At 63.2% G+C, this 16,527-nt stretch carries 10 protein-coding genes; 9 read left to right on the forward strand and 1 reads right to left on the reverse strand.

Annotated elements, in window-relative coordinates; genetic code table 11:
• Positions 1 to 401: 401 nt before the first annotated feature.
• Positions 402 to 2,852, reverse strand: a complete 2,451-nt coding sequence (locus OO258_RS04995) for a penicillin-binding protein 1A (protein ID WP_371921796.1) — start codon at positions 2,850 to 2,852, stop codon at positions 402 to 404.
• 180 nt (positions 2,853 to 3,032) lie between these two features.
• Between OO258_RS04995 and pilM the strand changes: the two genes are divergently transcribed.
• From pilM to OO258_RS05040, 9 genes are all read left to right on the forward strand, one after another.
• On the forward strand, positions 3,033 to 3,914 hold the full coding sequence (gene pilM, locus OO258_RS05000; protein WP_266029059.1) for a type IV pilus biogenesis protein PilM: 882 nt from the start codon (positions 3,033 to 3,035) through the stop codon (positions 3,912 to 3,914).
• Positions 3,911 to 4,447, forward strand: a complete 537-nt coding sequence (locus OO258_RS05005) for a PilN domain-containing protein (protein WP_266029060.1) — start codon at positions 3,911 to 3,913, stop codon at positions 4,445 to 4,447. Before pilM ends, OO258_RS05005 begins: the two co-directional genes overlap by 4 nt.
• A gap of 11 nt (positions 4,448 to 4,458) precedes the next feature.
• Positions 4,459 to 5,460, forward strand: coding sequence for a pilus assembly protein PilP (locus OO258_RS05010; RefSeq protein ID WP_266029116.1), 1,002 nt, complete (start codon positions 4,459 to 4,461; stop codon positions 5,458 to 5,460).
• Positions 5,384 to 6,646 (forward strand): type IV pilus secretin PilQ, encoded by a 1,263-nt coding sequence (locus OO258_RS05015; protein WP_266029061.1) that lies wholly within the window; start codon positions 5,384 to 5,386, stop codon positions 6,644 to 6,646. The genes OO258_RS05010 and OO258_RS05015 overlap by 77 nt, the downstream gene beginning before the upstream one ends.
• A 4-nt stretch (positions 6,647 to 6,650) precedes the next feature.
• Positions 6,651 to 7,169 carry a shikimate kinase AroK gene (gene aroK / locus OO258_RS05020; protein ID WP_003249147.1) on the forward strand — a complete coding sequence of 173 codons (519 nt, stop codon included), beginning with the start codon at positions 6,651 to 6,653 and terminating at the stop codon, positions 7,167 to 7,169.
• Between the two features lie 97 nt (positions 7,170 to 7,266).
• Positions 7,267 to 8,364 carry a 3-dehydroquinate synthase gene (gene aroB / locus OO258_RS05025; protein WP_110745162.1) on the forward strand — a complete coding sequence of 366 codons (1,098 nt, stop codon included), beginning with the start codon at positions 7,267 to 7,269 and terminating at the stop codon, positions 8,362 to 8,364.
• 15 nt (positions 8,365 to 8,379) lie between these two features.
• A complete protein-coding gene (locus tag OO258_RS05030) occupies positions 8,380 to 9,993 on the forward strand; it encodes an AAA family ATPase (protein ID WP_266029062.1) in 1,614 nt (537 codons plus the stop codon).
• A 374-nt stretch (positions 9,994 to 10,367) separates the two neighbouring features.
• Complete coding sequence (gene gltB, locus OO258_RS05035; protein WP_266029063.1) at positions 10,368 to 14,813, forward strand: glutamate synthase large subunit; 4,446 nt, start codon at positions 10,368 to 10,370, stop codon at positions 14,811 to 14,813.
• 106 nt (positions 14,814 to 14,919) lie between these two features.
• The gene (locus OO258_RS05040) at positions 14,920 to 16,338 is read left to right on the forward strand and encodes an FAD-dependent oxidoreductase (protein ID WP_003249156.1); all 1,419 of its coding nucleotides are present in this window, start codon (positions 14,920 to 14,922) and stop codon (positions 16,336 to 16,338) included.
• The last annotated feature ends 189 nt before the right edge of the window (positions 16,339 to 16,527 follow it).

Raw genomic sequence — 16,527 nt, forward strand, 5'->3', positions numbered from 1 at the left:
GTTGGGGCATTGGAAAGTGTGGGGTTTGCGAGGCGTTCGTCCCGACATGTTCGTTGGCTGTGAGATCGAGCGCCGCCCGCGCGGCGCTTCGCGGGTGTACGCTCCCACAGGGATCGCGCAAGATTCCAGAAATTGCGCAAGCCAGTGGCTTGCACCATGATCGGGCCAGTTTTCAGGTGCTTTGCAAGCCAGTTGTTTGCCCAGGGACTGCATCAGCCTCAAGCCTGCGGAGTACCTGTGGAAGCGGCGTTGCCAGCCTTGGTGTATGTCTTGAGACGCGACCATGGCCTGAGAGGTTCGGCACGTTGCAACAGCTGTGGGAGCGGGCTTGCCCCGCGAAGCGCCGCGCGGGCGGCGCTCGATTCACGCGCCCACGCAAAACCCGAATAAGGCGCCCTGCCTTAGAACAGATCCATCGGCGCCGCTTCGTCAGCCGGCAGCGGGCTGCCCGGCGCTGCGCCGTTGCCCAGTTCATCCACTGACGGCGGCGAGTCTTCGGCCTTGAACAGCTCGAAGTAAGCATTCGGTGTGCTCGGCGAGGCCGCACGCCCGCTGACCGGGTCTACGCGCAGGCTGAGTATGCCTTCCGGCTCTGCAGGGGTATGCGCCGGCTTGTCCTTCAGCGCCGCGCCCATGAAGCTCATCCAGATCGGCAGCGCCGCGGTACCGCCATACTCGCGGCGGCCGAGGGTTTCCGGCTGGTCGAAACCAACCCACACCGTGGTCACGTAATCGGCGTTGTACCCGGAGAACCAGGCGTCCTTGGATTCGTTGGTGGTACCGGTCTTGCCTGCCAGGTCAGTGCGGCCCAGGGCCAGCGCCCGGCGGCCAGTACCACGCTTGATCACATCCTGCAGCATGCTGGTAAGGATGTAGGTGGTGCGCCCGTCGATGATCTGTTCGGCCACAGCCGGCGTCTGCGGCACAGGTGCCACTTGGCCGAAGGCCGATGGTGCTTCGCCAGGCATGGCTGCGGTGCTGATCGGCTGTTCAGGTGCAGCCAGGCCGGCCTGGTCCTGGGCGCCTTGCGGAACGCGAGGCGGGTTGGCGGTGAACAGCGTCTCGCCGCTGCGGCTTTCGATGCGGTCGATCAGGTACGGGTTGATCTTGTAGCCACCGTTGGCAAAGGTGCTCCAGCCAGTGGCGATCTCCATCGGCGTCAGGGTGGCGGTACCCAGGGCCAGCGACAGGTTGCGCGGCAGGTCCTGCTTGTTGAAGCCGAACTTGGCGATGTAGTCGATGGTGCGGTCTACACCCATGGCCTGCAACAGGCGGATCGACACCAGGTTGCGCGACTTGTACAGCGCTTCACGCATGCGGATCGGGCCGAGGAAGGTGTTGGTGTCGTTCTTCGGCCGCCACACTTTGTCTACCGATTCGTCAACGAACACGATCGGCGCGTCGTTGACCAGGCTGGCGGCGGTGTAACCGCTGTCCAGCGCGGCGCTGTAGATGAATGGCTTGAAGCTCGAGCCTGGCTGGCGTTTGGCCTGCATGGCGCGGTTGTAATTGCTCTGCTCGAACGAGAAACCGCCGACCAGGGCGCGAATCGCGCCGTTGTAGGGGTCGAGGGTGACCAGTGCACTCTGCGCGCCGGGCACCTGGCTGAACTTCAGCTTGCCATCCTCAAGGCGCTGCAGGCGTACCAAGTCGCCCACCTGCGCTACGTCAGCTGGCGATTGCGGTGCGCGGCCCATTGAGTTGCTGTTGATGAACGGGCGCGCCCATTTCATGGTGTCCCAGGCAACCTCGGCCTGTTGACCGTCCCGGGTCAGTACCGTCAGGCCGGTTTTTTCCACCTGGGTAACGATGGCTGGCTCCAGGCTGCCAAGGGTGCGCTGCTTGCCCAGTTCCTGCAGCCACGCTGCCTGGGTACGGCCGGGGAAGCGTGCTTCAGGGCCACGGTAGCCGTGGCGTTCGTCGTAATCGGAAAGGCCGTTGAGAATGGCCTTGTTGGCCATTTCCTGCATGTCGCTCGGAACGGTGGTGGTGACCCGGAAGCCTTCGGTGTAGGCATCGCTGCCGTAGCGTCCGACCATCTCCGCGCGAGCCATTTCGGCGATGTACGGCGCATTCACCTCAGGTGTCGGCACGTGGTAGCTGGCGTTGAGCGGCTCGGCCAGGGCAGATTCGTAGCTGGCTTGGTCGATCTTGCCCAGCTTGTACATGCGGCCGAGGATCCAGTCGCGGCGCTCTTTGGCACGCACCGGGTTGGCCAGCGGGTTGAAGCGCGACGGTGCCTTGGGCAGGCCGGCAATCATTGCCATCTGCGCCAGGCTCACGTCACGGATCGACTTGCCGTAGTACACCTGTGCCGCTGCGTCGATACCGTAGGCGCGGTTGCCCAGGTAGATCTTGTTCACGTACAGCTCAAGGATTTCGTCCTTGGTCAGCTCACGTTCGATCTGCAGGGCCAGCAGGATTTCGTTGGTCTTGCGCGAGAAGCTGCGCTCGCTGGTGAGGAAGAAGTTCTTCGCCACCTGCATGGTGATGGTGCTGCCGCCGGTCTGAATGTGCCCGGTCTTCACCAGCTGGGTGGCGGCGCGCATCAGGCTGCTGGGGTCGACACCGTAGTGGTTGAGGAAATTGTCGTCCTCGGCTGACAGCAGCGCCTGAATGAACTGTGGGGGAATTTCCGCGAAGCGGATCGGGGAGCGGCGCATTTCGCCGAACTCGGCAATCAGCTTGCCATCGCTGCTGTACACCCTGAGAGGGATCTGCAACTGGATGCTTCTGAGCGAATCGACCGAGGGCAGGCTGGGGCTAAGATACAGAAACGCACCGCTCACACCGAGTACGAGCGCGCAGATGACTGCGACGGAAGACCACCAGAAGAACTTCAGCAGACGTATCAAGGCTTTTCGGTGTCCAGGTTGGGAGTGGATTGCACGCAGGTCCAGCGGACCAAAAAACGCTGGGCATTATAAGCATTTTTCGCCTCTCCGGGTTACCGGCCAGGCTGCTCGTCGCCTCGTCGGGCAGTCTCGGCCCAGTGTTGCCGCGGGGTTGCAACAGACAACAAGGAAGCCGCGATGCTTGGACGCTTCGGCAAGGATGCCGGTTCACTGGTGGGAGTGGAAATTGCCCCCGAGGCCATTCGCCTGGTGCAACTGCAACGGCGCAATCGCCATTGGCGGGTGGTGGGTTCGGCGCAAGAACCTTTGCAGGCCACAGCGGGCGCAAACTGGATCGCAGAGCCCGGCGTAGCAGCAGCGGCGCTGCAGCGTGCCTACCGACGGAGCGGTCTCAGGCAGCGGCAGGTGGCCTTGGCACTGCCGGCCTGCCAGGTCATCTGTAAAACGTGCCATTTGCCAACGGCGCACGATGGGGCGCAGCTTGAAGCGCAGCTACTGGCTGACGCCGAGCGGCTTTTTCCGTTTCCGCTGGAGGATCTGGCCCTCGATTACCAGGTCATGGGGGCATCCAGCGTGCAGCCAGGCTGCTCCGAGGTGATGGTCGCTGCCTGTCGACAGAGCGCGCTGGCGTCACTTGAGTCCGTTGTTGAACAGGCGGGCTTGCAGCTTGAAGCCGTCGAGGTCGACAGCATTGCCTTGTGTCGCATGTTGCCACCGGGCGAGCTGGAGGGAGTGGCGCTGCTGCGCATCGAGGCCCGCAGCGTGACCCTTTATGGCTGGCAGCCGGGCAGGGCCTTCCAGCGCCATGAGCTGCAGGCGGATGGTGGGGAGATGGCTGGGCAACTATCAGGGCATTTGCAGGCCCTGTTAGCTGAGGAACGTCTGCCTGCAGAGCTGTGGGTTACAAGCAGCGCGTCGCTCGATCCGGTCTGGCTGCAAGACCTCGGCAGCCGGCTGGGCGTGCCGTGTCGACACCTGCCTGGCCTGGCGGGGCTTGAACACGTCGACGGCTCGATGCTGCTGGCATGCGCCTTGGCTGTCGGAGGGTTGCGCCCATGATGCGGCTCAACCTGCTGCCGTGGCGTGAACGGCAGCGTCAGGCGGCTTTGCGGCGCTGGCGCGGCCAGCTGGTGGCTGGCGCATTATTGGCATTGTGCGCGGTGACGTTGGTGGATCAGCTGGCCCGCCAGCGCGGGCAGCAACAGGCGCTGGCCAATGCCAGGCAGCAGGTAGCCCTCGATTTGCTGGGCGAGCAGTTGCAACCGCTGGCCGATGTGCGTGCACAGCATGACACGCTGCTCGTCCGAGCTGCGGCGCTGGAGGGATTGCGTGCACACCAGGGTGTGCTGGCCGGGGTGTTCGCTGACCTAGAGGGGGCGTTGCCAGAGGGGTTGCAGTTACTGGACCTCAGCCTGGAAAGCGGCCGCTTACAGATGACCGGGCTGGCAGCCTCCGGGGCTGTGGTTGCGCAGTTCATGCGTGACTTGAACCGTTCGAGCGTATTGCTCGACCTGGAGCTCAAACACCTGAGAAGCCTGCCGGGCGGCGATGAGTTTCTGCTGATCGCGCGCGTTTCGGCGTTCTGGTCGTGAATAGCGCGGCATTGCTCGCCTGGCTGAGTGTGGCTGAGCGCTCCGCTCGCTTTCGGCGGCTGGCGCCAGTGTTGCTGGCTGTTGGGCTATTCAGTGTGGGCTGCGCGTTACGCTTGCCGGCGCTATTGCAGCAACAAGCGCAGGAGGACGTCAGGCGTGCGGAACTGAATCAGCTGCAGGCGAGCGGCGCATCGCAGTTGGCCGAGCTGCAGCGACTGCAGGCGGCTGTGGCGGTTGCCGAGCAGCGGTTACAGGCAGCGCGCTGGCAGCTGGCTGCGGGGGAGAGCATGAGCGACCTGCTTGAGCGCCTGACGGTTTCGGGGCATGCGCATGGCCTGCATGTCGAGCGCCTCGACGTCCAGGAAGGTGAGCTACAAACCGGTTTCCACAGGGTACCGCTCGAACTGCAGGTGGTTGGGCATTACCCGGCCTTGCGGCTGTGGCTGGACGAATGGTTGGGCCAGGCGCGGGTGCTACGTAGCGGCGACATGCGCCTGGCAGCGGCTGATCGCGAGGCTGGGCTTTTGCGCCTGCAATTGCGGCTCGATGCCTATCACTCGCCTGGGCCCCTGTCAGCGCCAGCAATGCTCGCCCACGTGCCGGCACGGGCGGCCATGGCAGCGCCTTCAGTAGATCCGTTCGCCCCCGCTACCACGCGATCGTCTGGCTCCGGCCTGGTGGGTGTGCCATTGGCGCAGCTGCGAATGGTTGGCAGCCTGGCACGTGGAGCGTTCCATGAAGCGTTGCTGATGGGCGCTGGCAAGCTCTATCGCGTGCGCCCCGGTGACCGCTTAGGGCGCGATCAGGGTGTGGTGAGGCACATCGACCCACAACAGGTCGAAGTGCGTGAACGGTTGTTCATGGCGGGAGAGTGGCACGAACGCGCGGCGTTCATCACCCTCGCCGGGCGCTTGGGCAAGGAGGCCCCGGACAAGCATGAAGAAGTGGATGAAATACCTGCTGGCAACCCTGCTGTGGATACCGTTGGCGTCGGCGACTCCCCACCAGGGTGAACCCCTTTCGCTGAACTTCCAGGATGTTGAGGTGCGCGCTGTGTTGCAGGTACTGGCGGATTACGCCGGCATCAATCTGGTTGCCAGCGACGCGGTGCAAGGTAATGTCACCTTGCGTTTGCAGGATGTGCCGTGGGAGCAGGCCCTTGATCTGGTGTTGCGCAGCAAGGGCCTGGCCCGGCGCCAGGAGGGCAATGTGCTGCTGGTGGCGCCGGCAGCTGATTTTGCCGCGCAGTCAGCCGACAGCCGGGTGGAACAAGCATTGGAAGCACACCTGCAGCCTTTGCATCGACAACTGTTGCCCATTCACCACGCCAAGGCGGCCGAGCTGGTAGAGCTGCTGCTGGCGAGCCTGGCGGGCGACGGCATGCACACGGGTAGCCTGAGCGCCGATGAGCGTACCAATACCCTGGTGGCGCACCTGCCAGCTGACCGTCTTGCCGAGCTGCGGCAGCTGCTGCTGCAGCTGGACGTGCCTGTCCGCCAGGTGGCGATCGAGGCGCGTATTGTCGAGGCCAATGTCGATTACGAGAAAAGCCTGGGGGTGCGCTGGGGTGGGCCGCTCTACGGTGACAGGTTGCGCCCCGGCAAAGAGCTGTTCGTCGACCTCGGGGTGGAGCGTGCCGCCAGCAGTGTCGGGCTTGGGCTGCTGCGCGGGGACGTGTTGCTTGACCTGGAACTCAGCGCCATGGAAAAGAGTGGCAATGGCGAGATCATTTCGCAGCCCAAGGTGGTCACGGCCGACAAGGAGACCGCGCGGATCCTCAAGGGTACCGAGGTGCCGTACCAGGAAACCAGCCAGAGTGGCGCCACCTCGGTGTCGTTTCGCGAGGCCTCGCTGTCGCTGGAGGTGACCCCGCAGATTACCCCGGACAATAAGGTGATCATGACGGTGAGGGTGACCAAGGACGAGCCGGATTACGTCAATGCCTTGAACAACGTGCCGCCGATCCGCAAGAACGAGGTAAATGCCAAGGTTCGTGTGGCAGACGGTGAAACGATCGTGATCGGTGGCGTCTACTCGACTGCGCAAAACAATGTGGTCGACAAGGTGCCATTTTTGGGCGATCTGCCGTATGTTGGGCGGCTGTTTCGACGCGATGCATTACAAGAGAAAAAATCCGAGCTGCTGGTCTTCCTGACTCCGCGTATCATGAGTGACCAGGCGATTGCTGTGAGTCGTTGATTCTGTGCGAAATTTGATACTTGTGGGACCCATGGGCGCTGGTAAAAGCACCATTGGACGCCTATTGGCCAAAGAGCTGCGCCTGCTGTTCAAGGATTCCGACAAGGAAATCGAACTGCGATGCGGCGCCAACATCCCGTGGATTTTCGACAAGGAAGGCGAGCCGGGCTTCCGTGATCGCGAGCAGGCGATGATCGCTGAGCTGTGCGCCCTCGACGGCGTGGTCCTGGCGACCGGCGGCGGTGCAGTCATGCGTGAAGCCAACCGCCAGGCGCTGCATCAGGGTGGCCGGGTCATCTACCTGCATGCTTCAGTGGAGCAGCAGGTTGGCCGCACCGCGCGCGACCGTAACCGGCCGTTGCTGCGCACCGCCAATCCCGAGGCCACCTTGCGGACCTTGCTGGAAACCCGCGACCCGCTCTACCGGGAGATCGCCGACGTGGTGGTAGAAACCGACGAGCGGCCACCACGCATGGTGGTGATCGATATTCTCGAGCGCTTGCAGCAGTTGCCGCCCCGTTAACCCGGGACTATCCTCGGCGACCAGCGCCGAGTCGAGGCTCAACGTTATCGCGCAGGTTGCCCGAACGGCGCCGCGCCCAAGCACATTGTGGGGATACATGCAGACACTGAAGGTCGACCTGGGCGAGCGTAGCTACCCGATATACATTGGCGAAGGCCTGCTGGATCAGGCCGAACTGCTGGCGCCGCACATTGCCGGGCGGCAGGTTGCCATTGTTTCCAACGAGACCGTCGCGCCCCTGTATCTCGAACGCCTGACCAAGACCCTGGGTGCCTACGCGGTGCTGCCGGTGGTGTTGCCCGATGGCGAAGCCTACAAGAACTGGGAAACCCTGCAGCTGATCTTCGACGGCCTGCTGACGGCGCGGCATGACCGCCGTACCACGGTGGTCGCCCTGGGTGGCGGCGTGATCGGTGACATGGCCGGCTTCGCCGCCGCCTGCTACCAGCGCGGCGTCGACTTTATCCAGGTACCGACCACCCTGTTGTCCCAGGTCGACTCCTCGGTCGGTGGCAAGACCGGCATCAATCACCCGCTCGGCAAGAATATGGTCGGTGCCTTCTACCAGCCCAACGCGGTGCTGATCGACACCACCAGTCTGCAGACCCTGCCCGCGCGCGAGCTGTCGGCAGGCCTGGCCGAAGTGATCAAGTACGGCCTGATCTGCGACAAGCCGTTCCTCGCTTGGCTTGAAGACAATATGCAGGCCCTGCGCGCCCTCGATTCGGCGGCCCTGACCGAGGCCATCCGCCGCTCCTGTGCAGCCAAGGCCGCTGTGGTGGGGGCTGATGAGCGCGAGTCTGGTGTGCGGGCCACGCTGAACCTGGGGCATACCTTCGGGCATGCCATCGAGACCCACATGGGGTATGGCGTGTGGTTGCACGGCGAAGCCGTGGCCGCGGGCACGGTGATGGCCCTGGAGATGTCCATGCGCCTTGGCTGGATCGACCAGGCCGAGCGCGATCGCGGTATCCGCCTGTTGCAGGATGCAGGTTTGCCGGTGGTGCCACCACAGGAAATGACCCCGGCGCATTTCATGGAGCACATGGCGGTCGACAAGAAGGTGCTCGACGGTCGTCTGCGTCTGGTGCTGCTGCGCCAGATGGGCGAGGCCGTTGTGACCGACGACTATCCGAAAGAGATTCTTCAGGCCACGCTGTCGGCGGATTACCGCGCGATCGTGGCCCAGCTTTGAGGTTGTGACAGCGCAATGACCAGTTTGCATGCCGATGAGGCCTTTCTCGACCATTACCAGTTGAGCCACGATCCGTTCGCGCCCCGCGTGCCCGGCTTCAAGTTTTTCCCGGCCCAGCGCAAGCCCGTGCTCGGCCAGCTGCACCATCTGGCACGTTACAGCCAGCTGATGCTGGTGGTCAGCGGCCCGTTGGGCAGTGGCAAGTCGCTGCTGCGCCAGGCCCTGGTGGCCAGCACCAACAAGCAAGCTGTAAAAAGTGTGGTGGTGTCTGCCCGCAGTGCCAGCGATGCCTCGGCCATGCTGGCCCAGGTTGCTCAGGAGCTGGATGTGGACCAGCCTGAGGTGCAGGCGATCCTGTCCAAGGTGGTGCAGCTGGCGCTGACCGGTCAGGAAGTGTATTTGCTGGTGGACGATGCGGAACAACTCGACGAGTCGGCACTCCAAGCGTTGCTGGAATTGGCGGCGGGGGTACCGGAAGGGCGCCCGCACGTGTTCCTGTTCGGTGAACCATCGCTGATTGCCGGGCTGGACGAGCTCAATGTCGAGGAAGAGCGCTTCCACATCATCGAGCTTGCCCCCTACAGTGAAGAGGAGACCCGCGAGTACCTGGAGCAGCGCCTGGAAGGGGCTGGCCGGGGCATCGAGGTGTTCAGCCGTGAACAGATCGTCGATATCCATGAAAACTCCGACGGCTGGCCTGGCAACATCAACCAGGTCGCCCGTGACACTTTGATCGAAGCCATGATCGCCAGCCGCTCGACGGTCAAGCGACCAACCATGGGGTTCAAGATGCCTAAAAAACATGTGCTCGCGCTGTCCGCTGTGGTCGTGGTCGCCGTTGCGGCCGCGGTGTTGATGCCCAAGAAAGGCGAGAAGGCCCCTGCCGATGCGCCGGCCGCCCAGGCCCAGTTGCCGCTGGGCGATGGCAAGCAGGGCGCCAACATCGAGTTCTCTGGCTCGTCCCAGCCGATGCCGTTGCCGCTGGTTGGCCAGTCGCAGCCGGTAATGCGCGAGCCGCTGGCCCAGGCAGCAGGCATGGGCGAAGGTGAAGAAGGCAGCCCGGCCGGTGAAACCGACCTGCAGCCAGGCAACCCGCCACCCACCGTGACAACCATCGCGCCACCGCAAGGCGTGCCGGCTGGCCCTGCACCTGCACCGGCCCAGCCAGTCGCGAGTGCGCCGGCACAGCCGGTGCAGCCGGTTGCGCCAGCGTCGAAGCCTGTTGCAACCCAGCCTGCCAAGCCGGTTGCACCGGCCAAGCCTGCACCCGCGCCGACGCAGGTCGCGGTGGCCAAGCCGGCCGCCAAGCCTGCTGAAAAACCAGCCGCCGCTGGGGGTGCCAATGGTGGCTGGTACGCCGGCCAAAAACCGGGCAATTATGTGGTGCAGATCCTCGGCACAAGCTCCGAGGCTTCGGCCCAGGCCTACGTGAAGGCCCAGGGTGGCGACTATCGCTACTTCAAGAAAAACCTGCAGGGCAAGCCACTGTATGTAGTGACTTACGGCAGCTTCGCCAACCGTGATGCAGCGGTTGCGGCAATCAAGAACTTGCCAGCGAAGGTCCAGGCTGGTAAACCTTGGCCACGTACCGTCGCCAGCGTCCAACAAGAGCTGGCCTCGGCCCGCTGATACCTGCCGGGCGGCACCACCCCGCCGCCCAGTTGCTGAGCGACTACTGAACTTCGACTAGCCTGCTGCGCCTGAGCGCGGCAGGCTTTTCTGTCCCAGGCTGCCGGCCACAAGCCCCGAGTTGCAGTCATGGCTGAAACGCTTCAGACTCAAGCCAAGCCGCTATCACGGCGCATGGCGTAAAAACATTCAAAATTGCGACATAAATTTTCAATGGTGAGACATGAAAATTTGTGGGCATCGCTGTCGCTGTGCAACAATGGTTTTCCATGGCCACCGCAAAAAAGCTGGCATTTGATCGGCGTGGATGGTAAGTGGTTGTTAAAAAAGAGATTTACCTCCGGTAGAGAGGTGAACCTGGTGAGAATGTGTCTATGAAAACAGGTCTGTACCATCCCGAAGAATTCAAGGACAACTGTGGTTTTGGCCTGATCGCCCATATGACGGGCGAGCCGAGCCACCACCTTCTGCAAACCGCCATGCAGGCGCTGACTTGCATGACCCACCGCGGTGGTATCAACGCCGACGGCAAGACCGGTGACGGTTGCGGTCTGCTCATGCAGAAGCCCGATCAATTCCTGCGTGCCGTGGCTCAGGAGCACTTCGCCGTTGAGCTGCCCAAGCAGTACGCCGTCGGCATGGTGTTCTTCAACCAAGACCCGGTCAAAGCCGAAGCTGCCCGCGCCAACATGGACCGCGAAATCCAGGCTGCCGGCCTGAAGCTGGTCGGCTGGCGCAAGGTCCCGATCGACACCAGCGTGCTTGGCCGCCTGGCCTTGGAGCGCCTGCCGCAGATCGAGCAGGTGTTCATCGGCGGTGAAGGCCTGAGCGACCAGGAATTCGCCATCAAGCTGTTCAGTGCCCGTCGCCGTTCGTCGGTAGCCAACGCCCACGACGCCGACCACTACATCTGCAGCTTCTCGCACAAGACCATCATCTACAAAGGCCTGATGATGCCGCGCGATCTCGCGGCGTTTTACCCAGACCTGGGCGACGAGCGCCTGCAAACCGCGATCTGCGTGTTCCACCAGCGCTTCTCCACCAACACCCTGCCGAAATGGCCGCTGGCGCAGCCGTTCCGCTTCCTCGCCCACAACGGCGAGATCAACACCATCACCGGCAACCGCAACTGGGCCATGGCCCGTCGCACCAAGTTCGCCAACGACCTGATCCCGGATCTGGAAGAGCTCGGCCCGCTGGTCAACCGCGTCGGCTCCGACTCGTCGAGCATGGACAACATGCTGGAGCTGATGGTCACAGGTGGTATCGACCTGTTCCGCGGCGTGCGCATGCTGGTCCCGCCAGCCTGGCAGAACGTCGAGACCATGGACGCCGACCTGCGTGCCTTCTACGAATACAACTCCATGCACATGGAGCCGTGGGATGGCCCGGCCGGTATCGTCATGACCGAAGGCCGCCACGCGGTGTGCCTGCTCGACCGCAACGGCCTGCGCCCGGCGCGTTGGGTGACCACCACCAATGGCTACATCACCATCGCCTCGGAAATCGGTGTATGGGGTTACCAGCCTGAGGAAGTATTGGCCAAGGGCCGTGTCGGCCCGGGTCAGATCCTTGCCGTGGACACCGAAACCGGCCAGATTCTCGACACCGATGCCATCGACAACCGTCTGAAGTCGCGCCACCCGTACAAGCGCTGGCTGCGTCAGCATGCCACCCGCATCCAGGCGACGCTGACTGACGACCAGGGCGTGGCCAGCTATGACGCTGACCAGCTCAAGCAATACATGAAAATGTTCCAGGTCACCTTCGAAGAACGTGACCAGGTGCTGCGCCCGCTGGGTGAGCAGGGCCAGGAAGCCGTTGGTTCGATGGGTGACGACACGCCGATGGCCGTGCTGTCGCAGCGCGTGCGTTCGCCGTACGACTTCTTCCGCCAGCAGTTCGCCCAGGTCACCAACCCGCCAATCGACCCGTTGCGCGAAGCGATCGTGATGTCGCTGGAAATCTGCCTGGGTGCCGAGCGCAACATCTTCCAGGAGTCCCCGGAGCACGCTTCGCGGGTCATCCTCAGCTCGCCGGTCATCTCGCCCGCCAAATGGCGTTCGCTGATGAACCTGGAGCGTGAAGGCTTCGACCGCCAGCTGATCGACCTCAACTATGAGCAGGGTGTCGGCCTGGAAGCGGCCATCCGCAACATCGCCGACCAAGCTGAAGAGGCCGTGCGTGCGGGCAAAACCCAGCTGGTGCTGAGCGACCGTTACATCGCCCCGGGCAAGCTGCCGGTGCACGCTTCGCTGGCCGTTGGTGCAGTGCACCACCGCCTGACCGAGCAGGGCCTGCGTTGCGACAGCAACATCCTGGTGGAAACCGCCACTGCCCGTGACCCGCACCACTTCGCCGTGCTGCTGGGCTTCGGTGCGTCGGCCGTCTATCCGTACCTGGCTTATGAAGTCCTGGCTGACCTGATCCGTACCGGCGAAGTGCTGGGCGATCTGGACGAGGTCTTCAAGTATTACCGCAAAGGCATTTCCAAGGGCCTGCTGAAGATCCTGTCGAAGATGGGTATCTCCACCATCACTTCGTATCGTGGTGCCCAGCTGTTCGAAGCCATCGGCCTGTCCGAAGAAGTGGTCGGCCTGAGCTTCAAGGGCGTGTCCAGCCGCATCAAGGGTGCACGCTTCGAAGACTTGGAAAGCGACCAGAAGCTGCTGGCAGCCGAAGCCTGGAGCGCGCGCAAGCCGATCCAGCAAGGTGGCCTGCTGAAGTTCGTCCACGGTGGCGAATACCACGCCTACAACCCGGATGTGGTCAACACCCTGCAGGCTGCAGTGCAGCAGGGCGACTACGCCAAGTTCAAGGAATACACCACGCTGGTCGACCAGCGCCCGGTGTCGATGATCCGCGACCTGCTGAAGGTGAAAGTGGCCGAACAGCCGCTGGCGCTGGAGCAGATCGAGCCGCTGGAGGCCATCCTCAAGCGCTTCGACTCTGCCGGTATCTCGCTGGGCGCACTGTCGCCGGAAGCCCATGAAGCGCTGGCCGAGGCCATGAACCGCCTGGGCGCGCGTTCCAACTCCGGTGAGGGCGGGGAAGACCCGTCGCGCTACGGCACCATCCGCAGCTCGAAAATCAAGCAGGTGGCCACTGGCCGCTTTGGCGTGACGCCGGAATACCTGGTCAACGCCGAAGTGCTGCAGATCAAGGTTGCCCAGGGCGCCAAGCCGGGAGAGGGCGGCCAGCTGCCAGGTGGCAAGGTCAACGGCCTGATCGCCAAGCTGCGCTATGCGGTACCGGGTGTGACTCTGATCTCGCCGCCGCCGCACCACGATATCTATTCGATCGAAGACCTGGCCCAGCTGATCTACGATCTCAAACAGGTCAACCCGCAAGCGCTGGTATCGGTCAAGCTGGTGGCAGAGGCCGGCGTTGGCACCATTGCTGCTGGCGTGGCCAAAGCCTATGCCGACCTGATCACCATCTCCGGCTACGACGGTGGCACCGGCGCATCGCCGCTGACCTCGATCAAGTATGCCGGCGCCCCGTGGGAGCTGGGCCTTGCCGAAACCCACCAGACCCTGCGCGGCAACGACCTGCGCGGCAAGGTCCGGGTACAAACCGACGGCGGCCTGAAAACCGGCCTGGACGTGATCAAGGCAGCCATCCTCGGCGCCGAAAGCTTCGGCTTCGGCACCGCACCCATGATTGCCCTGGGCTGCAAGTACCTGCGCATCTGCCACCTGAACAACTGCGCCACTGGCGTGGCCACTCAGAATGACAAGCTGCGCAAGGACCACTACATCGGTACCGTCGACATGGTGATCAACTTCTTCACCTTCGTCGCCGAAGAAACCCGTGAGTGGCTGGCCAAACTGGGCGTACGCAGCCTCGGCGAGCTGATTGGCCGTACCGACCTGCTCGACGTGCTGCCAGGCGACACCGAGCGCCAGCAGTACCTGGACCTGTCGCCGCTGCTGGGCAGCTCGCACATTCCGGCGGACAAGCCGCAGTTCTGCGAAGTCGACAAGAACCCGCCGTTCGACGAAGGCCATCTGGCCGAGAAGATGGTGGACATGGCCCTGCCGGCCATTCGCGACCAGGCGGGTGGCGAGTTCAGCCTGGACATCTGCAACTGCGACCGTTCCATCGGTGCGCGTGTGTCGGGCGAAATCGCCCGCCTGCACGGCAACCAGGGCATGGCCGCGGCGCCGATCACCTTCCGCTTCAAGGGCACTGCGGGCCAGAGCTTCGGCGTGTGGAACGCCGGTGGCCTGAACCTGCACCTGGAAGGCGACGCCAATGACTACGTCGGCAAGGGCATGACCGGTGGCAAGGTCACCATCGTGCCGCCTGCCGGCAGCCCGTTCGCAACCCAGAACAGCGCCATCGTCGGCAACACCTGCCTGTACGGTGCCACTGGCGGCAAGCTGTTTGCCGCGGGTACTGCGGGTGAGCGCTTCGCTGTGCGTAACTCCGGCGCCCACGCTGTTGTCGAGGGCACTGGCGATCACTGCTGTGAATACATGACCGGCGGCTTTGTCTGCGTTCTGGGCAAGACCGGTTACAACTTCGGTTCTGGCATGACTGGCGGCTTCGCCTACGTGCTCGACATGGACAACAGCTTCGTCGACAAGCTGAACCACGAGCTGGTGGAAATCCAGCGTATCAGTGGTGAAGCGATGGAAGCCTACCGTAGCCACCTGGCGCGGGTCCTGGGCGAGTACGTTGAAGAAACCGGCAGCGAATGGGGGCGTGAGCTCTCGGAGAACCTGGACGACTACGTGCGGCGCTTCTGGCTGGTCAAGCCAAAGGCGGCCAACCTGAAGCAACTGCTGTCCAGTACACGTGCCAACCCGCAGTAACAACAGCTGCAAGTGACGGCCCCGTGCGCGGGGCCTGTCGTGCTCAAGTGATCGTCTTGCAGCTTGCAGCCTGAGGCTGGCAACTGCGGTAAAGAGGTTTTGAAAAATGGCTGAACGTCTGAACAACGACTTCCAGTTCATCGAAGTGGGTCGCAAGGACCCGAAGAAAAAGCTGCTGCGCCAGCGCAAGAAGGAGTTCGTGGAAATCTACGAACCGTTCAAGCCGCAGCAGTCCGTGGAGCAGGCGCACCGCTGCCTGGGCTGCGGTAACCCGTATTGCGAGTGGAAGTGCCCGGTGCACAACTTCATCCCCAACTGGTTGAAGCTGGTTTCCGAAGGCAACATCCTGGCGGCGGCGGAGCTGTCGCACCAGACCAACACCCTGCCGGAAGTGTGCGGCCGCGTATGCCCACAGGACCGCCTGTGCGAGGGCGCGTGCACCCTGAATGACGGCTTCGGTGCGGTGACCATCGGCTCGGTGGAGAAATACATCACCGATACCGCCTTCGCCATGGGCTGGCGCCCGGACATGTCCAAGGTCAAGCCCACCGGCAAGCGCGTCGCCATCATCGGCGCAGGCCCGGCTGGCCTGGGCTGCGCCGACGTGCTGGTGCGCGCCGGGGTAACCCCGGTGGTGTTCGATAAAAACCCTGAGATCGGTGGCCTGCTGACCTTCGGTATCCCCGAGTTCAAGCTGGAAAAGACCGTCCTCAGCAACCGCCGTGAAGTGTTCACCGGTATGGGTATCGAGTTCCGCCTGAACACCGAGGTGGGCAAGGACGTGACCATGGAACAGCTGCTCGCCGAGTACGACGCCGTGTTCATGGGCATGGGTACCTACACCTACATGAAGGGCGGCTTCCCAGGCGAAGACCTGCCGGGCGTGCATGACGCACTGGACTTCCTGATCGCCAACGTCAACCGCAACCTGGGCTTCGAGAAGTCGCCGGAAGACTTCGTCGACATGCAGGGCAAGAAGGTGGTGGTACTGGGCGGTGGTGACACTGCGATGGACTGCAACCGCACCTCGATCCGCCAGGGCGCCAAGGCAGTGACCTGTGCCTATCGCCGTGACGAAGCCAACATGCCGGGTTCGCGCAAAGAGGTGAAGAACGCCAAGGAAGAAGGCGTGAAGTTCCTTTACAACCGCCAGCCTATCGCCATTGTTGGCGAGGACAAGGTCGAAGGCGTGAAGGTGGTCGAGACCCGTCTGGGTGAGCCGGACGCCCGTGGCCGCCGCAGCCCTGAGCCGATTCCAGGCTCCGAAGAGATCCTGCCGGCCGATGCCGTGGTCATCGCCTTTGGCTTCCGCCCAAGCCCGGCACCATGGTTCGAGCAGCATGGCATCCAGCTGGACAGCCAGGGCCGCGTGGTAGCGCCGGAGAAGGGCAAGTTCAAGCACCAGACCAGCAACCCGAAAGTGTTTGCCGGTGGCGACATGGTGCGTGGTTCGGACCTGGTGGTGACGGCGATCTTCGAAGGGCGTACGGCTGCCGAAGGTATCCTGGACTACCTCGAAGTCTGATCTTCGACCTGCGCGCGGGCGTGCCCGCTTCCACAGGGTTCAACGCAGAACCTGTGGGGGCAGGCACGCCCGCGAAGCTTTTGTATACAAAATCGTTTGATCTGTGGCACCCAATAGACAAAACGCATGGCCACGGCCGTGCCTTTTGCGCTGGCGTCTGAGAAAATGCCCGCACTATTTTTCCGGATG

This window comes from Pseudomonas sp. DCB_BI, assembly GCF_026240995.1.
In the GTDB taxonomy this organism is placed as follows: Bacteria; Pseudomonadota; Gammaproteobacteria; order Pseudomonadales; family Pseudomonadaceae; genus Aquipseudomonas.